Origin of the sequence: Helicobacter canis, assembly GCF_008693005.1 — a bacterium.
Classification (GTDB): domain Bacteria; phylum Campylobacterota; class Campylobacteria; order Campylobacterales; family Helicobacteraceae; genus Helicobacter_B; species Helicobacter_B canis.
On the sequence record NZ_VXKE01000021.1, the window covers coordinates 33,998 to 55,774 of the forward strand.

General features: G+C 45.0%; 23 protein-coding genes. 2 read left to right on the forward strand and 21 right to left on the reverse strand.

What is annotated here, in order from left to right:
- Window positions 1-26 precede the first annotated feature (26 nt).
- The 6 genes from F4V45_RS07145 to F4V45_RS07175 all read right to left on the reverse strand — a co-directional run bounded on the left by F4V45_RS07145 (window position 27) and on the right by F4V45_RS07175 (window position 5,027).
- Window positions 27-1,070, reverse strand: a complete 1,044-nt coding sequence (locus F4V45_RS07145) for a glycosyltransferase family 10 domain-containing protein (protein WP_150337668.1) — start codon at window positions 1,068-1,070, stop codon at window positions 27-29.
- A gap of 249 nt (window positions 1,071-1,319) precedes the next feature.
- On the reverse strand, window positions 1,320-1,565 hold the full coding sequence (locus F4V45_RS07155; protein ID WP_150337669.1) for a hypothetical protein: 246 nt from the start codon (window positions 1,563-1,565) through the stop codon (window positions 1,320-1,322).
- Window positions 1,566-1,583: 18 nt separating this feature from the next.
- Window positions 1,584-1,799, reverse strand: a complete 216-nt coding sequence (locus F4V45_RS07160) for a hypothetical protein (protein ID WP_150337670.1) — start codon at window positions 1,797-1,799, stop codon at window positions 1,584-1,586.
- Between the two features lie 153 nt (window positions 1,800-1,952).
- Window positions 1,953-2,978, reverse strand: coding sequence for a glycosyltransferase family 2 protein (locus F4V45_RS07165; RefSeq protein WP_150337671.1), 1,026 nt, complete (start codon window positions 2,976-2,978; stop codon window positions 1,953-1,955).
- Window positions 2,954-3,862 (reverse strand): glycosyltransferase, encoded by a 909-nt coding sequence (locus F4V45_RS07170; protein WP_170235204.1) that lies wholly within the window; start codon window positions 3,860-3,862, stop codon window positions 2,954-2,956. The genes F4V45_RS07165 and F4V45_RS07170 overlap by 25 nt, the downstream gene beginning before the upstream one ends.
- Before the next feature lie 187 nt (window positions 3,863-4,049).
- The gene (locus F4V45_RS07175; RefSeq protein WP_150337673.1) at window positions 4,050-5,027 is read right to left on the reverse strand and encodes a glycosyltransferase family protein; all 978 of its coding nucleotides are present in this window, start codon (window positions 5,025-5,027) and stop codon (window positions 4,050-4,052) included.
- Between the two features lie 165 nt (window positions 5,028-5,192).
- On the opposite strand from F4V45_RS07175, the gene F4V45_RS07180 reads away from it, so the two are divergent.
- The gene (locus F4V45_RS07180) at window positions 5,193-6,218 is read left to right on the forward strand and encodes a YeiH family protein (protein WP_246145270.1); all 1,026 of its coding nucleotides are present in this window, start codon (window positions 5,193-5,195) and stop codon (window positions 6,216-6,218) included.
- Window positions 6,219-6,221: 3 nt separating this feature from the next.
- Here the strand turns inward: F4V45_RS07180 and F4V45_RS07185 are convergent, their stop codons facing one another.
- The 15 genes from F4V45_RS07185 to F4V45_RS07255 all read right to left on the reverse strand — a co-directional run bounded on the left by F4V45_RS07185 (window position 6,222) and on the right by F4V45_RS07255 (window position 20,389).
- The gene (locus F4V45_RS07185; protein ID WP_150337674.1) at window positions 6,222-7,193 is read right to left on the reverse strand and encodes a metallophosphoesterase; all 972 of its coding nucleotides are present in this window, start codon (window positions 7,191-7,193) and stop codon (window positions 6,222-6,224) included.
- Window positions 7,180-8,532 (reverse strand): ankyrin repeat domain-containing protein, encoded by a 1,353-nt coding sequence (locus tag F4V45_RS07190; protein WP_150337675.1) that lies wholly within the window; start codon window positions 8,530-8,532, stop codon window positions 7,180-7,182. The genes F4V45_RS07185 and F4V45_RS07190 overlap by 14 nt, the downstream gene beginning before the upstream one ends.
- A 9-nt stretch (window positions 8,533-8,541) precedes the next feature.
- On the reverse strand, window positions 8,542-10,305 hold the full coding sequence (locus tag F4V45_RS07195; protein WP_150337676.1) for an AAA domain-containing protein: 1,764 nt from the start codon (window positions 10,303-10,305) through the stop codon (window positions 8,542-8,544).
- Between the two features lie 13 nt (window positions 10,306-10,318).
- A complete protein-coding gene (gene dapB, locus F4V45_RS07200; RefSeq protein WP_150337677.1) occupies window positions 10,319-11,086 on the reverse strand; it encodes a 4-hydroxy-tetrahydrodipicolinate reductase in 768 nt (255 codons plus the stop codon).
- A 7-nt stretch (window positions 11,087-11,093) separates the two neighbouring features.
- A complete protein-coding gene (gene trxB / locus F4V45_RS07205) occupies window positions 11,094-12,032 on the reverse strand; it encodes a thioredoxin-disulfide reductase (protein WP_150337678.1) in 939 nt (312 codons plus the stop codon).
- Between the two features lie 57 nt (window positions 12,033-12,089).
- Entirely contained in the window at window positions 12,090-12,407 is a 318-nt protein-coding gene (gene trxA / locus F4V45_RS07210; protein WP_150337679.1) for a thioredoxin, read from the reverse strand.
- Window positions 12,408-12,535: 128 nt separating this feature from the next.
- Window positions 12,536-13,786 carry a hypothetical protein gene (locus tag F4V45_RS07215; RefSeq protein WP_150337680.1) on the reverse strand — a complete coding sequence of 417 codons (1,251 nt, stop codon included), beginning with the start codon at window positions 13,784-13,786 and terminating at the stop codon, window positions 12,536-12,538.
- A gap of 46 nt (window positions 13,787-13,832) precedes the next feature.
- A complete protein-coding gene (locus tag F4V45_RS07220; RefSeq protein ID WP_150337681.1) occupies window positions 13,833-15,347 on the reverse strand; it encodes a YifB family Mg chelatase-like AAA ATPase in 1,515 nt (504 codons plus the stop codon).
- A 27-nt stretch (window positions 15,348-15,374) separates the two neighbouring features.
- The gene (locus F4V45_RS07225) at window positions 15,375-16,019 is read right to left on the reverse strand and encodes a phosphatase PAP2 family protein (protein ID WP_150337682.1); all 645 of its coding nucleotides are present in this window, start codon (window positions 16,017-16,019) and stop codon (window positions 15,375-15,377) included.
- Window positions 16,009-17,097, reverse strand: a complete 1,089-nt coding sequence (gene aroC, locus F4V45_RS07230) for a chorismate synthase (protein WP_150337683.1) — start codon at window positions 17,095-17,097, stop codon at window positions 16,009-16,011. The genes F4V45_RS07225 and aroC overlap by 11 nt, the downstream gene beginning before the upstream one ends.
- Window positions 17,094-17,807 (reverse strand): ribonuclease III, encoded by a 714-nt coding sequence (gene rnc, locus F4V45_RS07235; RefSeq protein WP_023930397.1) that lies wholly within the window; start codon window positions 17,805-17,807, stop codon window positions 17,094-17,096. The genes aroC and rnc overlap by 4 nt, the downstream gene beginning before the upstream one ends.
- Window positions 17,808-17,834: 27 nt before the next feature.
- A complete protein-coding gene (gene rnhA / locus F4V45_RS07240) occupies window positions 17,835-18,299 on the reverse strand; it encodes a ribonuclease HI (protein WP_023930399.1) in 465 nt (154 codons plus the stop codon).
- A 15-nt stretch (window positions 18,300-18,314) separates the two neighbouring features.
- The gene (locus F4V45_RS07245) at window positions 18,315-19,364 is read right to left on the reverse strand and encodes a tetratricopeptide repeat protein (RefSeq protein ID WP_150337684.1); all 1,050 of its coding nucleotides are present in this window, start codon (window positions 19,362-19,364) and stop codon (window positions 18,315-18,317) included.
- Entirely contained in the window at window positions 19,357-19,503 is a 147-nt protein-coding gene (locus F4V45_RS07250; protein ID WP_170235205.1) for a hypothetical protein, read from the reverse strand. Before F4V45_RS07250 ends, F4V45_RS07245 begins: the two co-directional genes overlap by 8 nt.
- Window positions 19,490-20,389 carry a peptidylprolyl isomerase gene (locus tag F4V45_RS07255; RefSeq protein ID WP_150337686.1) on the reverse strand — a complete coding sequence of 300 codons (900 nt, stop codon included), beginning with the start codon at window positions 20,387-20,389 and terminating at the stop codon, window positions 19,490-19,492. The genes F4V45_RS07250 and F4V45_RS07255 overlap by 14 nt, the downstream gene beginning before the upstream one ends.
- 187 nt (window positions 20,390-20,576) lie before the next feature.
- Between F4V45_RS07255 and F4V45_RS07260 the strand changes: the two genes are divergently transcribed.
- Window positions 20,577-21,743 carry an MFS transporter gene (locus F4V45_RS07260; protein ID WP_150337687.1) on the forward strand — a complete coding sequence of 389 codons (1,167 nt, stop codon included), beginning with the start codon at window positions 20,577-20,579 and terminating at the stop codon, window positions 21,741-21,743.
- Window positions 21,744-21,777 lie beyond the last annotated feature (34 nt).

Here is a 21,777-nt window from a genome sequence, read left to right on the forward strand (position 1 = left end):
TTGGGGTGTAAATGCGCGTATCATAGCTAGGGTTTGGTTAAAGCTCGCTTTACACGCGTGATTTTGTCTTTGACAAATGTCTCTACTCTTTTAAAGCGCATTAGAGATTTCAGCCTTTTGCCCATACCTAGCACTGCCATATACCGCTTGTAACGCTTCTGCTCAAAGAGTGCTAGGCACGCCATCCCCCTCCTAAAGCTTCTCTCATAAGGCTGGCTAAAAATAGCTAGCAAAAATTGCTCAAGCTGCTTTTCAAAAAGCTCAATATGATTAGAATCTAAAAACAAAGGCTCTCGCAGTATTGCAAGCTGCTTTGTCTTATCTGCTTCTATCTCCGCAATATGCTCGATCAAGGATTCTAGGCTAGAGAAGCTATGGGCATTGATAAACGCCTTTGCATTTATGCCCCCCCCCCCATCAAATAATGGCTTAGTAGCCAAAGTATCACCCCAATAAATGGGGATAGTTTGCGCTGCTGCTGCTTGGATAAGCTTTTCTGTCAAATAGCCCGGAGTAGAAGAATTCTCAAAGCAGAGAGAGAATCTACACTCGCTTTGGAAGGCAAATTTATCTGCAACACTTCCGCCAATGTTGTTGAGATACCTCCCACCAGAATCCACTCTTTTATACGCATTAAGCGCGTAGAAGACTTGCTCTCTATAAGGATCAGCATTGCCATTGCTTACTACAAAGTTGCAAAAGCGACTTTTACTTGCTAAAAGCTTTTCATCAATATCTTTATGTTTTTGGCTAGCTCTTTTTACATCTTGCTCATAGAAGAGATAAAGCGGATAGCGCAAATAGCGATCTAAGAAGTGCAAATGATCAAAGCCTATGGCATAGTCGCAGATGGTGAAATTAGGCGCGATGTTTTCACCGGTGTAAAAAATGCGCACACAATCATACTTGATATGCTCAGATCCAAAAACCGAGTAGAAGAGGAATTGCGGAGAGTGGCTATCAAGCGTTATTGTGTAGTGTCGTTGGAGTAGGGCGGTGATAGCCTTGGCTATGCCTTGCATATCGCCAAAGTCGCAAAAGTGGATTCTAATGGGTTTAGGATCTTGCATAATCGCTCCATTGCTCTTTGTCTAAAGGAGCAAGTGTAGCTAAGAGTTGTTTATAACTTCCTAAGCCATAAGCTCCCGCCGGTGTTTTTCTGGCTTAGGGGCAGTGCGGCGGCAAACTCGTCTTTGTAGAGATGATTTAAGCAGGTGTTGAAAAAGACAATTTCAAAGGCAGCATTAAAGCTTAAAAATGCTCGTAAAACATAGGCTTCATTCCACGAGTTTTTATCGCGTAGCCAGTCATTAGGGTAGCTAAATGGGTAGAAAATATCCTCTAGGCGATTCAGCTTGTGGGCTAGAATCGGCGATTCCTGCGCCGCGCTTGTGCGATAGCCGCTCTAGGCTTATCTCCGCACGCGGCTTGCAAAACAAGGGATACCGCTCGGCGTTAGCCGATGTTTCTTTAGAAAACCCCGATTCTAGCTCCACAATCTTAGAATCGCTATGACTTATCCTAGAATCCACTTTCATCGCAAGTCCGCACCGCGCGTTTTTCACAAGCCACCCTTTTCTCTGTCATCGCGAGACTTGCAGTAGCAAGTCGTGGCGATCCACACACAAAAAGGTGGATTCTAGTGCGGTTTGTTTGTATTTAAGGATTTTTTGTGGATTCTTGCTTTGGGATTCTAAGATTTGCGATGAGAAATCGCCGTTTTCAAGCGGTGGGCGAAGGGATTTATCTTGCTGATAATGAGCAAGCTCACCGCGCAGAATCGGCGATTTATCGCGCAAAGCTGAATCCCACTGCTAGAAATGCCCGCTTGGGACAAAGTCTATTTGCCCAAAGATAGCTTGTGCCTTGCGGTAGCACTTGCGTAAAATGCCCTTAAGCGTGGGCTTCTTTGTGGGGTATTAAGATACATAAAAACTCCTTGCAATGTGGGATTAGCTTGTTTTCTTGCCAAGTAAGATTCTAGCTTGGCTACGGAATCTTGCTGGAATGGCGTTGCGGATACAAACGCGCGGGATTATCCAAAAAAGATATTTGAGTGTGTGCATTATGGGGAAAAGGCGGTTGTATTTATAGCCGATTTGGCAGTCTTCTTTAAACATCTGCCACGAGAGATGTGAGCTTACACCCTCTAGGCTAAAGCTTGCGACCACAAGTGGGACATACTGGAATCTAGCTCCATTATTGTAAGCCTTAGCAAAAAAGTCCGTGTCTCCCGCGATTTTAAAGCCTGTGTCGTAGCGGTAGGCTTGCATAAGGGGGGTGGCGATAAAGGCGGATTGATGGATAAAGTGGTGGTGGTATTTATGCGGTTTGGTGGAGGCATAGAGGATCTTAGAGTGCGTGTCATCATAGATAAGCTGGGCGTCGCCATAAAGGATTTGTGGAAGGATTTGGGGAGCGGCTTGGGGGGCTGCTTGCGATGAGACTTGCGCGCTTTGTAAAAAATGTGTGAAAAACTCTTTTAGCGTATTTGGGCTGTGGAATCTATCTCCGCAATTCATAAAGCTGCACCACTGCCCTGTGGCAAGGTCTATGCCTTTATTCATCGCATCATAGATTCCACTATCTTTTTCACTTAGGAGTTTAAAGGTGAGATTTTTCTCTCTATGTGTGGCTGTAAGGAAGATCTTGCTATTTTGCTCTGTGTGCTTTAAAGATTCTGTTTTTTTGGAGTTTGCTTGAGAATCCACTTTGGCGCGTGAAGCGATGTATTCTAAAATCTTTTCCCTTGTGCCATCACTACTTGCCCCATCAATGATGATGTATTGTATATGCGGATAGTCCTGCCCCACCACAGAATCCATTGTGTCGATGATATGGGCAATGTCGTTATAAACAATCGTAACAACAGAGATAAGCGGTAGTTGTGCTGATAAGCGGGGCAAGATGACACCTTGAGAAAAAATATTGAAGTAAAATTCTAGCAAAAGCTTTAGGATTTTTGGAAACCCCCGCATATATGATCAAGCTTTAAGGCAATGATAGAGAGCTTGTTCCACACCCTAGATCGCGCAGATAAATGTGCTATTTTTGTGATAAATAGACTGCATAGGGAAGTGTGTGTGATTAGATTTTGTGCGATAGTTGGGGCTAGATCGCGTAGATCAAACATATAGCATTTCTTTAGCACGATAAAGATATGCATATTCCACCATAGCGGGTTTGCAGAGATAATGGCTTTTTTATGCTTTTGCAGGATATAGCAATAGCCATCAATGTCTTTTTGGTGATTTTTGGAAATTTGGTCGTTGCTATGGAGTCTATAAGTGAAAAGCACCTGTGGAGTGTAGAGAATCTCACAAACCTGCGCGAGCCTTATGGAAGTATCCCACTCTTGGTAAGATGGGACATCTTCATCAAGTAGCCCGATTTCTAATAGCGATGTTTTAGCTACGACCATACTTTGAAACATTGGGGCTGCTGCCTTTAAAAAATATGGATCTTGTGGAGATAGATTCCAATAGTCTCTAGATCCTGTAGCTTCATTTGATACCACACAAGCCCCATACAAAAATAGCTCTTGTATATCCGCGTGCTCTTTAATCATATCATATTGGGCAGAGAGCTTATTAGTCTCCCATAAATCATCAGAATCAAGAAAAGCTATCCACTTACCTTGAGCCATTTTAATGCCAATGTTTCTAGCTGCTTGTGCGCCCATATTTTTAGGTAGTTTGTAATATCGTATTTTTGGGTTATTGAGTGAGTGGATCAAAGATTTTGTATTGTCTGTTGAAGCATCATCAATGATGATAATCTCATAATCCAAAAAAGTCTGTTTGCATACAGAATCCACACACGCAAGGATACTATGAGCTCTATTATGCGCTGGGATCACCACGCTAAATAATGCTGCTGGCGTGATGAAAGATTCTATATCATAAGCTATGGCTGCTAGATCATCTAATGAGTAGGACTCTAATGATTTTGCTTGGAAAACTAATGCTTGAGAATTGCTTAAATTATAGGGGATAGTTTGTAATGTATATGCGCGATAGTCTTTGGAGCACTCAAGCGGTAAGGAGAGCCTAGAATCTTGCCCCCCCCCTAATCAACATTTTATAAGTTTTACTTAAAATTCTTTTAAGTAAAGGGCGTTGCTTACTTGCATAGTATGCATCGCATTTGGCTCGTATGGCTGGGATTTCTTGGACTGGTTGTTTTATATCAATACTAGTGGGAGTGCTTGATAGCACACCAAAATATGGGTCGTTCTCTTCTCCATTTTTGCAATGTGTGCCAATATCAAAGCCAATATTTTGCACGAGTGAATTGCGTGGATATAGGCAGTATTTATCCTGCAAAAAGCACGAGGCAAACCATCGAATAGCCCACGAAGAATTTTTGCCACGGATTTGATCCTCAAGCATTTGGGCAAAGCCTCTACTGCTTTTTGCGCCACTATAAGCTTTATCAAAATCATCTATCTTACCACTTTGCTTAAGCTTGCCTAAAAGCTCCTTGCCATCTGGGTTGAATAGATTCCACGCCCTATCCCAGCTCGCCCAGCCCCAACAATCAGTCCCCTTAAGAAAAAATGATGATGGAATTTCATCTCCTTCTAGGGGGAAGACAAACCCACTTACACAAGCCACCTGCTCGTTATCGTAATAAATTTGCAAAGCTTCATTCATAAAAGTTAAAAAATATGGACTAGTCACCAAATCATCTTCCAACACAATGATCGTGCCGTATTTATTGATGATATTTGTAACACCATCAATGATAGAATCTGCCAGTCCAAAATTCCGCTCTCTTTGGATCAGGGTAATCTCTTTAAAGTATTTGCCATTCTCGTTGCTGGTAATAAAATCCTGCAAATAAGAGCTAACTTCTAGGACAGATTCTCGTTGCTCCTTTGTGGCATTTTCCTTTAGTCCATCTTGGTAGATATACAATACACTCTCTTTGGCTAAGAGATTTGCCTTTAGTGCGTCCAAAGTTGCTTTGGTATGCCTTGGGCGATTGTAGGTAAAAAGCACGATAGGTGCAAGTGTAGAATCCATAAGCTTCAAACTTTCAGTGAAATGTAAAAAGTCGCATTGTAGCTAGCTAGTCCTTAAATTAGGCTATTTTGCGCGCTATTTCATAGAAGCTTTAAGGCTTTTGCTTTACAATACTCCGCTTAATCGCGCTTGTAAAATGGTGGTAGATCGCAATTACAAAGGAAAATGATGAAAACTTCTTATGCTTCATTTATTTTGGGAGTGGGGCTCACTCTGGTGCTAGCGGTGTGTAGTATCGCACTAGCAAAGACAAGTATTATTAGCTCGTGGCATATTTCTCCGCTTATTTTGGGGATTGTGCTAAGTGTCATTGTGGCAAGTGTGCTGCGTGGCTTGGGGGCTACAATCATTGATAAGTGCAAGAGTGGGGTGGATTTTAGCGGGAAAAAGCTCTTGCGTTTGGGGATTATCCTCTATGGGTTTTTTGTCTCGCTAGCAGATATACAAAGTGTAGGGCTTGCAGGCTTTGGGCTGGCATTTGGCATTGTGGCTGGGGTTCTTATCGTAGGGTTTATCATAGGGGTGAAGATGTTTAGGCTTGATAGGGAGCTGGCGATTTTAATGAGTGCGGGCTGTGCAATTTGTGGAGCAGCAGCAGTGCTAGCACTAGAATCTGCCCTGCGTGCTAACGCACAAAAAAGCGCGATTGCTATAGGGAGTGTGGTGGTCTTTGGGCTTTTGGGAATGTTTGCTTACCCTATTGTTTATAGTGCTGGGCTTTTGCCCTTTAATCAAGCGCAAATGGGCTTATATATGGGGGCTAGCTTGTATGAGGTGGCTAATGTCGTAGGTGCTAGCGATGTGCTAGGGCAAGAGGGCGCAAATATCGCCCTTATTGAAAAGATGATCCGTGTGGCTCTGCTAGCACCCGTGCTATTTATCGTGCCATTTTTGTTTGCCAAATATAATCAGGGCAGGGGGAGCAAAAAGCTCTATATCCCCTACTTCGCGCTAGGCTTTGTGGCGGTGGTGATTTTGCACTCTTTGGTTGCAATCCCAGCGCACATTGTGCAGGCTATGCAGTTTATCTGTGTGCTATGTCTTGGTGCGGCGATGTGTGCGCTTGGCTTGCAGATTGATCTTAAGGCTATGCGAGATGCTAAGGTGGTGTTTTGGTTTGGGCTTTTGCTATTTGTGCTTGTGAGTGTGCTAGGCTTTGTGGGGGTGCTGGGCTTGCACGCTTTTGCCTAGAATCTACTTTAAGGTGATAAGCACCACTTCTGGTGGGTTAAATATACGAGGTAGGCGGTAGTTTAGACTAAGTCCCCTTGAGACGACAAGATACTGCCTTTTACTAGAATCTAGCTCATAGAGCCCGCCAGCATATTTGGGGAAAAGCCCTTGATTTGGCGCGTAAAGTCCATTGAGTAAGTAGGGTATGCGCACTTGCCCGCCGTGCGTATGCCCGCTTAAGATAAGATCAATAGGCAGGGATCTAAAAAGCTCGATAAACTCCGGGCGGTGCGAGAGTAAGATAGAGAAGTCTGCTTGCTTGCTAGATTCTAGGCTGCTAGGCTCTGCTTGGCAGGTGGGGCGGATCGTGCTTGCTACAAGCTCTTGCCACTCTTGCTCCCAGAAGCCGCCCTTCCACTTTGCTCTATCCCACACAACTTTATCTATGTGCTGATTAGGCTTACTATAAGTGCTGTAGTATGGATCATCAACCCCAAAGACTGCTATCTCTAGCCCATTTATGCTAAGTGTTGTGCAAGGGTGGCTAAAATCTAGCACAGAGACATTGTAGCTTGCAAGCTTTTGCTTAATGGCTGCTATTTCTCCACTCCAAAACTCGTGATTGCCACTGACATAAAACTTGGGGATTTTGGCAAGCTTTTTAGAATCTACTTTTTTAGACTCTGCCCTAGAATCTAGCCGTGCGAAAAACTCCCACGCTCCTTGCATATCTTCTTCATCATCGACCATATCTCCACTTAGGGCAATGAGATCCACCTCTCGCCCTTGCAGGGCGCGTATAATCTCATCTTGATAGAATCTCCCGGAGTGTAGATCGCTAAGTAAGGCTATGGTGATGGGCTTGGCGGGCTTTGTGGCAGTGGGGAGTGTGATGGTGTAGTCTTGGCTGCGCAAGGGGGCATAGATAGCTAGAAGCGCAAATACAAGGAGCAAAATCCCTAGTAGCACTAGTGATCGCTTAGTGCTTGACATTATTCATCGCGCCTATGGCTTCTAGTAGTTGGGTTTTAGATTCTAGGTCTTGGAGATTTTCTATGTGCTGCACAAGGCTTAAGCCTTCTTCATCATAGATTGCTGCATCTGCGCCATTTTGGATAAGCAGCCTTGCAGCTTGCGTTTGGTTGCTTGCTATGGCTGCTACTAGAGGTGAGCAGGCAAAAGCATTTTGCCCTTGTAAGCACGCAGGGTCGCCGTTTATGGGTGCATCTTTTGCCAAAAGTAGTGTGATCATCTCTATATCACCGCCAATGCTCGCACTCTGCAAAGCGCGCGTAAGATCTGCGCCGCGATCGATAAGCAGCACTGCTACTTCTTGTGCGTTGGCGCGATCTTCTTCTTGCAGTGTTTGCATTGCCATAAGCGCGACATCAAGTGCTTCAAGCTGTGTTGGCTTGCTAGATTCTAGTAGTTTAGCGTGGATATTTGCGCCAGAATCTAGCAGCAGTGCTACAAGCTCTTTGTTGTGCTTGCTTGCTGCGTGGATAAGTGGGCTTGTCATCTGGCTAGATTCTAGCTCTGCCCCAGCTTGGATAAGTAGCTTTGCTATATCAGTAAGCCCCCTTTGGCAAGCAAGCGTTAGCGGGGACTCTTTAGTGGTGTCGCCATAGCCGACATTGACCTTTGCGCCCTTATTAAGCAAGGCGGTGATGATGGCTGGGCTTGGGTGCTTTGCTTGGATAGCATAGATGAGTAGGGGCATAGAGGGGCTATCTTTATCTGCTTGTGTCATCTGGCTAGATTCTAGCTCTAGGGTTATGGACTTTTCTTTAAGTAAAAGCTCTGTTGTATGGGCAAATCCTAGTGCGATGGCGTATTCTAAGGCTTGCTGGTATTTAGCTTTTGCTAGGGCATTGAGCAGTCTTCTCTTGCTATCAAAACGCTCGCTAATGTCATCTGCATTTGGGGTAAAAATAGATTCTAGCGCGGCTTTGGGGATTGCTTTGATAGATGGGTCATCTGCTAGGAGTGCTTCTTGGTAGGGTGCGCTAAGCTTGGCTAGCGTTTGGAGAAAGAGCGTTTGTAGGTAGTTTTGATAGTCTTTCTCATCAAGTGCGACAATATCGCGCTTATGTAGCACACCTTGCATATCACCTATGGTGATTTGTATCCAGTGGGGGTTTGTGCTATCTGTCCCGCCAATAAGGCTTGTAAGCAGAAAGTCGCTCTTATAGAGCTTGGCGATGATAGTGCCATTGGGAGATTGGCGTAGGTTGATAAAAGTATCTTTGCTATTAAAGCTTGCGCCTTGGCTGGCAAAAGCAGCTATAGCAAAGGCGACATATACTAAGATGAGTGTGAAAATTTTATACATAGTGTGCTCCTAGATTGGGATAATGTCGATGATGTGAGAGGTTTGTGGCGGGGGAGAGTGCTTCTTTTGTGTAGGTGCGATCTTGGCGATAGGATAGGGTCTAGCATAGCGCAAAATCGCCGTGAGAAACTGCTCATCTTGCCTAATCCAGTAACTATAATCACACACAAGGATAAAGCACTTTTTCATACGGCTAACAGCGACATTGAGCGCGTAGGCGGCGTGGAGATTCCTAGAATCTGTCAAGTGGTGGTGTAGCATAACAGGTGAAAATATTACGCAGTCAAACTCCTGCCCTTGTGAGCCGTGGATCGTCCAAGTGTGTTTATAGGGGATTTGGTATTGTGATAGTAGCTTGCGCTGCTTGACAAATGGAGTAATGACAGCCACAGAGTTAGAATGCTCAAGAAGTGCTGGGAAAATCTGCGCGATGGCTTGGGCTTCGGCGTGGCTGCATTTATCTTGTGGGATCTGGGACTTACAATCGATGAAAAATAAGTCTGTCGGGCTATCTTTGCCACATAAGCCATTGTGGTAGATGTGGTGGTCAAGGATTTTGGCAAGATTATCGCCGTAGCGGTGGGTTTCACGCAAGATATTTAGGCTTGTGCGTGTGAATTGCAATGGGCTTGTTTGTAGTTTGGTAAAGATTTTGGCACTGCTTGTGAAGTGCTCTTGTGTGAAAAAGTCTTCCATAAACAATGCTGATAGGTTGAAAAGATTTGCCCATACTTTATCGCCGTGCATACGCGATGTGGGCATTTCACAAATGGGCATAAGCTGCTTGTGATCACCTAGGAGAGTTACGGGGGCATTTTGCGTGCTAAGTGTTAGGGCTTTGATAAGTGGGGTGAAAGCACACTCATCTAAGAAAAAGTGCGAGAATTCAACATCAAGGCTCGTATATCGCTTGATAAAGCCATCTATGGTTAGTCCTATAATGAGCGATTCTTTAAGCCTTGATTTTGGACTTGCAGCACTAAAGAGACTTTGTGGCTGCTTTTTTTGCAGGATTTGTGGGTCGCATACTTCGGCATATTGCTCCATAAAGGCATTGCTAGGTGTGCCTAGTCGCAAGATCATTGATCGCTCAATCTTTAGGGTATCAAATTTCTTTATGAGGGCTTGCAGGACTTGCTCAAGCGCGGAGTTGGTCGGGGCTAGCACGCATACGCGCGTGTTGCTATAAACATAGTGCAAAAGTGCTTCAAAGAGCACTACTTGCGTCTTCCCGCTACCGGGCGCGCCCCACACATAGCTAAATGGCTTGCTAAGAATATCTCGCAAGGCACTTGCTTGCTCTTTGTTGAGATAGGGCTGAATGGTGATAGAGTGATAAGCACTTGCAGAATCCTTGTGCGCGAACATAGGTGGAGCTGCTGGGATAGCAAAGGTGCTTTGCTGCTCGAAGAATGTCTCAAGGTTGCGTATGAGAAATTTAAGATCGCTAAAAATTTTTAGCTGGGCTTTGTGCTTTTGCACGGCGTTTAGCGTGCTAGAATCTAAGCACTCTATGGAGAGAATCTGGCTTTTCTCATCATAAAACCGCACATAGAATCCAAACTCTTCGCTAAGTGGCATAGGCGCAGCAGATCCAATTTGGATCATCAAAGAGTCGGTGTTGAGCACCTTTGCTTTGATACGAAGCTGAATGTATGGATCATCAAAGACAACTTGCGCAACTTGTAGTTCCTCGCAGCCTAGATTATGCTCTTGCAAATAGGCATAATAGACTTTACAAGCTTGTAATAAGGCGTGTTTAATGGCGTGCATACTTCAGGTTATATTATGCGAAAACTTCATCAATGCTATAGAGTTTTGGCGGCTTATTGACTAGCCAAGCAGCACACTCAAGCGCGCCTTTTGCAAATGTCAAGCGATTGGTAGCATTATGGGTGAATTCCAAATACTCTCCATCTAAGTAAAACCCTACACAATGCCGCCCTGCCACATCACCACCGCGCAGAGAAACGATGCTTAGCTCACCATCTTTGCGCACACCTTGGGAGACCCTGTCTGTTACTAGAATCTCTTTTAAGGGGCGATTGCGTCCTTTGGCGCAGGATTCTGCTAGGCTTAGGGCTGTGCCACTTGGGGCGTCTTTTTTGTATCGGTGGTGGATTTCGCTTATTTCAATATCTGCGTGTGTGAGCTTGGCGGCTACTTGCTCGACAATCTGGCGCAGTAGTGCTACTCCAAGAGACATATTTGAAGCATACAAGATGGGCGCCCACTTGGAGCAGGACTCCATTAGCGCGAAGTCTTGCCCATCTAGCCCTGTTGTGCCTATCACGCAAGGGATAGGCGTCCTTGTGGAATATAGTGTGCGTAGCAGGGCATTTGTCGCTTCTTTTGAGCTAAAGTCGATAATCACATCACAGCATTGTATAAATGCGTCAAGGTCGTTTGTTACAAAGCTGCCCTCTGGTAGGCTAAAATCTAGCTCCTTGCGCACAAATACTGCGCCTATTTCCATATTTCTATGCGCACCTATCTCGTGAATGATAAGCTGCCCCACGCGCCCACTCGCGCCAAAAATCCCAACTTTGATCATAAGCTTCCTAATGTGTAGAATCCAAATAAGCTATCGCCTGTAATGCTGCAGTCGCTCCATCTCCAGCGGCACATACTACTTGCTTAGGCGCATTGATACGAATATCCCCAGCAGCAAAGAGTCCGGGAATGTTAGTCTTCATCGATAAATCCACAATGACAGAATTATACTCATCGCACGCACATAGCATAGAGCCATCATCTTGGCGTAAAACTTGGGTATTAACATCATAGCCTACAAAGATAAAAACACCGGGCACAGCTAGCTGCTTGCGCTCTTTAGTTTGTGTATGCTCAATGATAATGCCTGTAACACCAAGCTTATCGCCTGTGATTTCTACGGGAGAAAATGGTGTGAGAAACTCAATTTTGTCGTTATGTCTCGCGTGCTCTAGTGTGATAGGTGCTGCGCGGAATGCATCTCTTCTGTGGATAAGATAGACTTTGCTGCACATTTTAGTGAGATAGATTGCTTCTTCTATGGCAGTATCCCCGCCGCCTATAACAGCTACTTCCTTGCCTTTATAGAAAAAGCCATCGCAAGTGGCGCAGGTGCTAACACCCTTGCCCCAAAGATCGCTCTCCCCTAGGACTCCTGTGCGCTTGGGGCTGCCGCCAGTAGCTAGGATCACAGCTCTTGCTTCTGTGGTTTTACCGCCATCGTGGTGGATAGTAAAATGCGCACCATTTTTGGTGATTTGATTGACTACTGCCATTTCGTGCTTGAGACCAAAGCGGAAGCACTGCTCCTGCCAAGGCTCCATAAAATCTAAACCACTCTTAATCTCTTTTATACCGGGGTAGTTTTCTATCTCACTACTTCCTGTGATTTGCCCTCCGGGCATACCCTTTTCAAACAAAACGACATTCTTCACACCCCCTCTTGTCGCATATAGCCCAGCAGATAGCCCAGCAGGACCGCCACCAATAATTGCTAAATCAATCATAGAAACTCCTAGATAAACCCCTTGTCTGCCAAGGGGGAAGAATTGTAAAAGTTGAGATTAAAGAAGGGCGTTGATTTTATCTGCCAAGACAGATTTAGGTGTAGCACCGATAACTTGATCGACAACCTCGCCGTTTTTCATAAACAAGATTGTAGGAATGCTTCGAATACCAAATCGTGCGGCGAGATTTTGCTCTTCATCAGTATTGACCTTGCAAATTGCGGCTTTGCCTTCAAACTCATTGGCAAGCTCTTCAATCACAGGGGCAAGCATACGACAAGGACCGCACCAAGTAGCCCAGAAATCAACAACTGCTATACCATCTTTGGTCTTTTCATCAAAGTCAAGCTCTGTCAATTCAATATATTGTCCCATTTTTTCTCCTTGTATGTGGGTTGGCAAGGATTATACAACAAGTAGCGTAACATTTTGGACAATGTCTTTTGGGATTTGGTAATTTTTTATCACTTTGCAAGAAGTGTTACGGATATAAGCATTGCAAGCTACTTGACTGGGACAAAGTTCGCACCCTTTGTCGTCCAAATGCGGTTTTGATATTGGATTTGCTTATCGCGCATAGATTCGCTAAAGAGCTGTTTTGAGTCTTTGGTGATAGTTCTTAGTCCAAATTCTACACCAAGCGAAGTTGCATAGCTCACCCAATCATAGCGCAAGTCGTTATTGAGCAAAAACGCATACTCCATAAGATTTGTATCGATCGCGCCAATAGAGCTTACAACAAAGAGATTTTCACGCGCTTTGGGTGAGGCAAGCTGTAAGACAATGGGGCTAAAGTTAATTTGCGTGGAGAGATAGACTCTAGGGGGCTCATCGCTTAGCTCGATTTGTGAGAGAATCAGCCCTGTTTTTGGCGCGGAAGTATTGAGTATAAGTGCTGCGTTTGGGAAATATGTGGATTCTTTTTGGAGTGTTTTGGTAAATTGAGAAGCTTCTTGATTGCTCAAAGATCGCTGGCGGATTACGCGCTCTTCAAGGCTTGAAAAAAGCGTAGATAAATAGCCGCCTATTTGACTATCATCAGTATATTCAATGAGTGGCATATCCTGCATTAGCGGAAGTAGGGCTTGGAACTGCTCCTTATAGCTTATCCCACCAAAGTATAGATTCTCTGGGAGTCTGTCTATGACTCCTTGTGGCAAACGCTCTTTGTTTATCGTGGGGATATAGGTTGGGTAGATGAGATTGTCATAGTCTATGAGATTTTGCACGCCAGTGGGTCCAAGCATAGCGATGACAAAATTTGCATTGCTTTGGATAATGCGCAAATAAGTGGATTCTAGGTTTTCCTTGCTCTCATCAATGCTATCAAACACCTGAAAATCAAAGTCGATATTACGCGCGATAAGATAGGATAAAATCGTGTTTGCCACACTTACAGAATATCGCCCCACAAGTTGCTTGGGGATAAGCAGGGCGACTCTAAAATGCTCTTTACTGCTAGAATCTTGCATTACTTCTATACCGCTTAGTTGCGCCATTGCTTCAGAAAAGTAGCGCAAGACCTTTTTGTCCGTTGTGCTGGTGCTAAACTTCGCCAAAAATGAAAAGATATAGCCATTAGTATAGAGCCGCTTCAAGCACCCATCATTACAGCTATGCTCATCAATATCAAGGATCTTTTGCTGGGGTAGTGGGATAGGAGAGATGATAGAACTCTTTGCATAGAGATTTTGGCTCATAAGCCCCAATGCAAGGAGAAGTGATAATTGTGCTGTGGTGATAAGGTGCTTCAATGATATGCCTTTACTCAAAAATAACAAATATCCTAGCATAATTTATCTAAGAGATATATCGATAGCTTAATGCCTCAAGTAAGTGCTGCTTGGCGATATGCTTTGCATCATCTAAATCAGCGATTGTGCGCGCGATCTTTTTGAGCTTTTGTATTGAGCGATGAGAGAGATTAAACCTTAGGCTTGCTTGCTGTAAGATAGTTTGTGTCGCATCATCTAGGATACAAATTTGCTCTACTTCGCGCTCATCTAGCTTGCCATTTAGCTTACTTTGCCCACGCTCAATTTGCGCTCTAAATGCTTTAAATACCATCTCTTGCATAGAAGCAGAATCTGTGGAAGCCTTTGGGTCTTGCTCATTTTCTTGCATTTGCACAAAGAGATCTATGCGGTCTAAAAATGGCTCGCTCAAGCGGGCTCTATAAGAGCTAATCTCCTTTTGCGTGCAGCGGCACTCTTTGGAGGGGCTTAGGAGATTTCCGCAAGGGCAGGGATTTTGCGCTCCTGCAAATAAAAACGCCGTAGGATAAGTTACTTTACTATGCACACGCGAGACTACAAGCTCGTTGTTTTCAAGGGGCTCGCGTAAGGATTCTAGCACCTCCTTGCCAAAGTGTGGCAGCTCGTCAAAAAACAAAACACCCTGATGGGCTAGGGCGATCTCTCCGGGCTTGACTTCACTTTGCGTAGCGGATCCTAGTATTGAGGATTTTGATGCACTTTGATGGGGTGAGCGGAAGGGGCGCAATGGCGTGTAGCTTGGAGTTTGTGAGCTGATGGACTGAAGCTTGACACTCTCTATCATCTCTTCCAAACTCATTGGGGGCAATATATAGCGCAGGCGTTTGGCGATCATACTTTTTCCGCAGCCCGGACTTCCTTCATAGATGATATTGTGGAATCCACTTGCAGCGATGAGTGCCGCTCTTTTGGCGATTTCCTGTCCTTTGACTTGGGCAAAATCTAGCGGGAATTCGCGCTTATAGTAGTAGCTTGTTTGTTTGATTTGTAGGGTCTCAAACTCTAGCTGGCTTTGGGTGGTGCTAGGCTTAGATTCTGGATCTTCTAAAATCTGCAAAGCTTCTTGCAAGCTGCTTGCATAATAAATTTGCAAATGGGGTAAATGGCAGAAAAGCTCTTTGCCAGATGTGGGCAAGATCACCTTGGCGTTTTGATGCTGCAAGGCGATCTCAAGCAAAAGGGGGTAGATGTTGTTGTTATAAGTAAGTGTGCCATCTAAAGCTAGCTCGCCAAAGGCAAACCACCCCTGCGTATCTATACCCTTTTTATGCAAGGCGATTAGTAGGGCTATGGGCAAATCAAAGTGGCTGCCAGATTTTGCCACATCAGCAGGAGCTAGGTTGATAGCAATTTTTAGCGGTGGGAAGTGGAATCCAATGTGATGAAGCGCACTTTGGATTCTCTGCTTGCTCTCTTGGATAGAGCTGTTTGCAAGCCCCGTGATGACAAAGGCAGGCAGAGCGCGCACGAAATTTGCCTGCACTTGGACGATCTCTCCGCCTATGCCATTTCTTGTCGCACATAGAATCTTATTTACCATTGTTGCCACCCTTTGTATTAGCTTTTGTCAAAATCTATAAGACACATTTGCTTTATAGACATTTTCATACATAGCACCCTGTGCGATGCCCTGTGGAGCTGGGATAGCTGCTGTGCCTATATCTATGTCAAGTGCGATATATTTTAGTCGCTTGGCACATAGATAGCTCACCCCATAGCCTAGCAACGCACCAGCTAGGACCTGTAAGGTCGTGTGTCTTTGGCTTGTTATGCGCGAGACGCCAACAGAAGCGGCGAGGATCGTAGTGGGCAGACCAAACTTCCAGCCATAACGCTTTTGCATAAAGCCTGCTGCACTAAAGGCTGATGAGGTATGCCCGCTTGGGAAGCCATCAAAAGAGCCATTATTAGGACGCTGGCTAATCCCAGCTAGCCGCTCATTTGCTTGAGAAATACCAACAAAAGTGTATTTACTCGCAAAAGTAATGGCAAGTGTCGCACCTGTGCCAAGTGCTAGCTGGGCTACTCCGTGGTAGTCTTGGCGTGCTAGGGCATAAGCTCCTGCCATCACAGGGAGAAACTGAAAGACATCACCCCAAGTCTCAAACCAATCCCCCGGCTTTGCGTGTAGGCTTGGCATACAGGGGCTAGAGAGAGCGCATATAAGCAGTGCGCGCAGACATAGGTGCATAAGGTAGATTCTAGTGCGCATTATAAAAATCCTTGATAGATTCTAGGCGTGTGTGCGTGTGTAGCAGTGCCATATCAGCTAGAATCAACGCTAGCATACTTTCGCACACCACGCTTCCACGCACAGCGATACACGGATCGTGCCTGCCTTTTAATGCTAGATTCTGTGGCTCATTGTGGGAGTTGATTGTCTGCTGGGGGAGAAAAATGCTAGGCGTTGGCTTGAAATAGACTTTTATGCGGAGCTCTTCACCTGTGCCAATCCCTCCTAGCACCCCACCACAATGATTGCTAGCAAAACCACTAGAATCCATATTGTCGTTGTTTTGGCTACCTAGTCTTGTGCTAGATTCTATCCCATCGCCAATTTCTAGAGCTTTGACACCATTTAGCCCCATCATCATAGCCCCAATTGCCCCGCTAAGCTTATAGTAAAGCGGCTGCCCTAGACCTTTGAGCGCACCATTTGGGCTAAAGGCTCGCACAAGCGCACACCCACCGATACTATCGCCATTTTTGCGTGCTTCTAAGATCGCTTGCTTTTGGGCTGCTTCCATACTCTTATCTAGGGCAAAAATCTCGCTTGTCTTAGCAAAGGCGAAGTCGATATTTTCACCCTTATGCACCCCTATATGCAAAATCCCACTCTCACAAGTAATGCCAATCTCTTGCAAAAGCATTTTGGCAAATGCCCCACTAGCCACGCGCGCAGCACTCTCTCTAGCAGAGCTTCTCCCGCCACCGCGATAATCTCGTATCCCATATTTTGCTTGGTAGGTAAAGTCCGCGTGCCCCGGGCGGAATATATCTCTAATGGCTTCATAGTCCTTGGACTTTGTGTTGGTGTTTGGGATAAAGAGCGCGATTGGCGCGCCTGTGCTTTTGCCCCCAAATACACCGCTTAAAATCTCTACCTTATCATCTTCTTTGCGTGGTGTGGCATAGGGAGTTTGCCCGCCTTTGCGCCTTTGCATTTGCGCTGCTAGCAGAGCTTCATCAATCACCACGCCAGCTGGGAAGCCATCAATCACACAGCCCACACCTAAGCCGTGAGACTCGCCAAAAGTGCTTACCCGCAGTGCTTGTCCAAATGTATTCATAGCTTTGCTCCTTGCTTGGCAGAGTTGGACTTAGGGGGAAGCTTTGCGAGCTTCTCATACGCGATTTTTGCGCAAGCTTGCTCGGCTAGCTTTTTTGAAGTGCCAGAGGCTATGCCATATTCAATATTGTCGATGAGAATCTGCATTGTAAAACGCTTTTTATGATCGGGTCCTTCTTGGCTTAAAAGATTATATATGGGTAGCACGCCAAAGCGTTCTTGTGTGATTTCTTGCAAGGTCGTCTTGTAGTCAAGGGCTAAATCTTGGATTTGCATATTTGGGTAGTGCTTGGTAAGGATATGATAGACAATCTTACGCGCGCAATCAATCCCTGCTTCTTTATAAATCGCGCCAATAATCGCTTCAAATGCGTTGGAGAGCAAGGAGTCTTTGTCTCTGCCTTGGTTTTGCTCTTCACTGCTTGAGAGCCGCAGTAAAGAGCCTATGTCATAATCGCGTGCGAAAATGGCGAAGCTTTTTTCATTGACAAGACTTGAGCGCATTTTAGAGAGCTTGCCTTCGTTGTAGTTAGGAAATCTATCAAAGAGATACTCCCCCACAAGCAAGTCTAAAACCGCATCGCCTAAAAACTCTAAACGCTCGTTGTTGCTGGATTTTGTGTAGCTTCTGTGCGTGAGTGCTTCAAGCAGCAAGGACTCATCTTTAAAGCTATATCCCAAAAGCTGCTGTAAGCGTTTAAGAGAACCCATCATCACCCTTTCTAGTAGAATCTACTTTCACATATCAAGCAAGGTTTTTGGTGCTTCGATATGCTGCGCTAGATTCTGTATTTGCTGTGCGACAGAGCGCGCAATTCTATCACATTCTTCATTGAGCATATCGCCATTGTGTCCTTTGATCCATTGCGCTTGGATAATGTGCTGCTCTTTTAAAGCGATGTATTGTCTCCATAAATCTGGGTTTTTGACTTCTCTAAAGTTCTTGCGTATCCAGCCAGATAGCCACTCATTGATCCCTTGTGCGACATATTGAGAATCTGTGTAGAGCTTGATACGGCAGGGCTCTTTTAGCACCTTTAAAGCTTGCAGCACTGCCATAAGCTCCATACGATTATTAGTTGTATCTGGCTCACCACCTTGGACGATTTTTTTCACACCTTTATAGAGCAAGATAGCGCAGTAGCCGCCCGGACCCGGATTCCCAAGTGATGATCCATCTGCATAGATTGTGAGCTCTTTCATAGATTCTACCTCTCTTTACTTGTGTTTGATGATTTTATAGACTAAGTCCATTTCCCCCATTTTCGCGCATATTGGGCAGCGGTAGGAGTCAAATGGGAAGAGATTTTTGCAGTGATGACATCGATACTCAAAGCTAAGCCCTCCCTTTTGCGCAGAGTGTTCTAAAAGCACGCGCAGCACTTCTAGCTCAAATATTTGGCTTTGTGCTAGGCTAGATTCTAGCCCTAGGTAGAATCCTTTAGCGATAAAGACTTGCAAAATATCTGGGCGCGATTGAAGCTTGTCAAATGGCACTTCATCTTTGGCGCACCGCCATAAAATATCCAAGCAAAATGTGATTGTGGGGAAGCGCACAAGCTCCTCCCAAAATCTCTCCCTAGAGTATGTGAAGAGATACTCTAGCACCAAGCGGTTGATCTGCCCGCTATATCGCATAAGAGCGATAATTTCTTTATGCTTTTTCTCTAATGGTAGCAAGGAGTTTTGAGAGAGAATCATAAAGTGTAGATACTGCTTGATTTGCTCTAGCTCTAGCTCTTCTTGCGCATTTAGCTCATCAAGGCACTCAAGCGTATCGAGTGCTGCTTGGTATTCTCCCATACTCTCGTGCGTGCGCATTAGATAGCTTAGAATCTGTGTGTTTCTGGGGTAAGTTTTTAGGATTTCTAGGAAGATATTTTTGGCTCTTTGCAAGAATCCTGCTTCAAAATATGTAGTGCCTAAGGATTCTAGGATAATGATTTTCTCCTGTGGGTTGCGCGTAGTGTCAAGCAGACTTAGATAGACTTTAATCGCCATTGCGCTATCGCCGGCACGCGCGTAGGTTTTAGCAAGCAGTAGCAAGGGCGGGATAGGGTTTTTGGCTAGGTGGAGAAACTCCACTAGCTCATCACTTAGCGCGCTACCATCATAGGACTTGGTGAAGTTTTCTAGGGCGATTTGACGCTTTTTGGCGCGGTAGCGATTGCGCCCATAATCTGCAAATACCAAAATCACAATAATGCCCACTAAAATCGCAATCCCAAAGAGTGGGTCTCTATACATAGTAGCTAGATAATCAAGCATACTTTTCCCCGCATCTTGAGCTAGAATCTAGCTTGGTGGATTCTGGGAGCAAGATCTTGGCAAGATAGATTCTACTAAGCTTGATTTTGGTGCAATGAGCTATACTGCGCCATTTTGTGGCTAGGTTATTGGCGCACATATTCGATATGGGCTTTTTGCTTGATTTTTTCAAAATACTCGCTAAGGATTTGCTCTTGGTGATCTTGTGCGAGTCTTTGAGCGATAATGCCCTTTGCTTCTTCAAAGCTCATAGTATTGTCTCCGCTTTTTTCCTGCACCAAAAACGCAACATAGCTGCCATTGCCCGCATCAAGAATGGGGCTAAACTCGCCATTTTGTAGCTGGGCAAACATCTGCGCGATTTGGGGGTTTAGCATATTTAATTTGAGCTTTTCTGGTGTTTTCTCCACGCCATTTAGCGTTAAAGTCGTGTTGGCAATGGCGCGCTCAAGAAGCTTTGGGTCTTTGGAGCTATAGCGGATTGTCTGCACTTGCTCTGCTGTAACAAACTCATTTTTGTGGGTGTCGTAGTATTTGCGCATTGTCTCTTCACTAGCAGTGTCGGCTGAGAGTAGGATATTGCGCATAAGCTCGCGCGTTTGGATCTGGTCTTTGAGCTTTGCTTTGTAGGATTCTGGGGTTAGCCCTTGCTGGTAGAGTGCTTGGATAAACTGCTGGTAGCTAAGGTTGTTTTGTGCGGCGATAGATTCCATCTCTTGCTCGAGTCGCATATCATCTGCGACAATGTTAAGCCTTTTAATCTCTTGGTCTTTTAGGCGGTTTGCGATTAGGATTTCTTGGGCTTTGGTTTTAGAGATATGCTGCTTGGCACTAAGGCTTTGTATCTCATAGAGCGTGATGGGGTCGTTATTGACTTTAATGGCAATCCCACCTACGATATTTTGCGCACTTGCCTTAGGGGTATCTTGCGCGCTTGGTGGCGAGTCTTTGGCATATATGAAGCTAGAGCTAGCACATAGCATAAGGCTTGCAGTAAGTAGAATCCTAGAGTAGAGAGCAGGCATTGTAATCCTTGCGGCGGTTTTGGTTTATGGATTCTAGCATTATTTTTGGTATTTGCGTAGCTTTGTGCTATCTCTGGCACTGCGCAAGATAACAATACCTTAAGTCAAAACTCTCTACAATGTCGCTCCGCTAAGTTTGCATAGTTTATTACACTTAGAATCACCCAAGCAGAAAGAGAATCTATCAATGACACACACGCAAAAGCCATCATCAAAAGGCATTTTCGCACTTGCATTAAGCGCATTTTGTATGGGGGTTACAGAGTTTATTGTCGCGGGGATTTTGCCCGATCTGGCGCAGCATTTTATGGTCTCACAGCCTGTGGCTGGCTGGCTTGTTACAATCTATGCCATTGGCGTGGTGATTGGCGCACCGGTTTTGACAATCCCCATAAGTAGGTTTGATCGCAAATACCAGCTTATGCTAAATCTTTTTATTTTCTTGCTAGCAAATCTCATTGTCGCTATAAGCGATAATTTTTACTTGACTTTGTGCGCACGCTTTGTGGCTGGCTGTATGCACGGGGTGTTTTTTGTCATCGCTACTATTGCTGCGATAAAGATCGCTAAGGCAGGGAAGCAAAACACCGCCCTAGCACTAATGGTATCTGGGCTTACGATCGCGCTTGTTACGGGCATACCTTTAGGGACATTTGTGGGGCAGCTCTTCGGCTTTAAAGCGATTTTTTGGCTTATTGTGGTGCTTACAGGGGTGGCGATTATTAGTGTGTGGCTCATTATGCCCCATATTGAGGGGCAAAGGACCTTTATCCGCAATCTTTTTCTAGCACTTTGTGTGCCTAAGCTTTTGCGCGCGTATGTGGTAACTGCTTGCACCTGTGGAGCGAGCTTTGTGCTTTATACTTATATCGCGGAGTTTTTGCTTGTGCTCTCCACCTTTGATAAGCAGTCTATTGCTTCGATTTTGCTGCTTTATGGTGGTAGTGCGGTTGTGGGGAATCTTGTAGGCGGGAAAATCACTGATGCCAAAGGCTCTATCATCTCACTGCGCCTAATGCTTAGCGCACAGGTGATCACTTACGCGCTAATGAGTGTAAGTGCGTATTCGCAAGTGCTTGTGCTTATCAATTTGTGCGTTATGGGTATGGTGAGCTTTGCTTCAATTGCCCCGCTAAAGTCGCTTGCTATTCTCTCATCGCATAAGTATGCCAAAGGCTTTGAAGAGAGTGCAATTAGCGTTAATGAAGGGTCGTTTAATGTAGGGATTGCTTGTGCTAGTGCGCTTGGAGGGGCGATTTTCGCGCATTTGGGGATAGAGTTTAACGCGATTTTTGCAGCACTATTTGCTGTGCCAGCTCTTGTGATCGTGCTGCTTATGCCAAGGAGTTTATAAGGGTTTGGTGGATTTAGTTACAATATGACATTTA

Bases quoted from the DNA above. Each gene is read 5' to 3' on its own strand.
- F4V45_RS07220 (WP_150337681.1), bottom strand. From the start codon at position 15,347: ATGGTAAATAAGATTCTATGTGCGACAAGAAATGGCATAGGCGGAGAG.
- F4V45_RS07165 (WP_150337671.1), bottom strand. From the start codon at position 2,978: ATGCGGGGGTTTCCAAAAATCCTAAAGCTTTTGCTAGAATTTTACTTC.
- trxA (WP_150337679.1), bottom strand. From the start codon at position 12,407: ATGGGACAATATATTGAATTGACAGAGCTTGACTTTGATGAAAAGACC.
- F4V45_RS07190 (WP_150337675.1), bottom strand. From the start codon at position 8,532: ATGTATAAAATTTTCACACTCATCTTAGTATATGTCGCCTTTGCTATA.
- F4V45_RS07225 (WP_150337682.1), bottom strand. From the start codon at position 16,019: ATGCGCACTAGAATCTACCTTATGCACCTATGTCTGCGCGCACTGCTT.
- F4V45_RS07250 (WP_170235205.1), bottom strand. From the start codon at position 19,503: ATGTGCGCCAATAACCTAGCCACAAAATGGCGCAGTATAGCTCATTGC.
- F4V45_RS07145 (WP_150337668.1), bottom strand. From the start codon at position 1,070: ATGCAAGATCCTAAACCCATTAGAATCCACTTTTGCGACTTTGGCGAT.
- F4V45_RS07255 (WP_150337686.1), bottom strand. From the start codon at position 20,389: ATGCCTGCTCTCTACTCTAGGATTCTACTTACTGCAAGCCTTATGCTA.
- F4V45_RS07175 (WP_150337673.1), bottom strand. From the start codon at position 5,027: ATGGATTCTACACTTGCACCTATCGTGCTTTTTACCTACAATCGCCCA.
- rnhA (WP_023930399.1), bottom strand. From the start codon at position 18,299: ATGAAAGAGCTCACAATCTATGCAGATGGATCATCACTTGGGAATCCG.
- F4V45_RS07195 (WP_150337676.1), bottom strand. From the start codon at position 10,305: ATGCACGCCATTAAACACGCCTTATTACAAGCTTGTAAAGTCTATTAT.
- F4V45_RS07180 (WP_246145270.1), top strand. From the start codon at position 5,193: ATGATGAAAACTTCTTATGCTTCATTTATTTTGGGAGTGGGGCTCACT.
- F4V45_RS07260 (WP_150337687.1), top strand. From the start codon at position 20,577: ATGACACACACGCAAAAGCCATCATCAAAAGGCATTTTCGCACTTGCA.
- aroC (WP_150337683.1), bottom strand. From the start codon at position 17,097: ATGAATACATTTGGACAAGCACTGCGGGTAAGCACTTTTGGCGAGTCT.
- dapB (WP_150337677.1), bottom strand. From the start codon at position 11,086: ATGATCAAAGTTGGGATTTTTGGCGCGAGTGGGCGCGTGGGGCAGCTT.
- rnc (WP_023930397.1), bottom strand. From the start codon at position 17,807: ATGGGTTCTCTTAAACGCTTACAGCAGCTTTTGGGATATAGCTTTAAA.
- F4V45_RS07185 (WP_150337674.1), bottom strand. From the start codon at position 7,193: ATGTCAAGCACTAAGCGATCACTAGTGCTACTAGGGATTTTGCTCCTT.
- F4V45_RS07245 (WP_150337684.1), bottom strand. From the start codon at position 19,364: ATGCTTGATTATCTAGCTACTATGTATAGAGACCCACTCTTTGGGATT.
- trxB (WP_150337678.1), bottom strand. From the start codon at position 12,032: ATGATTGATTTAGCAATTATTGGTGGCGGTCCTGCTGGGCTATCTGCT.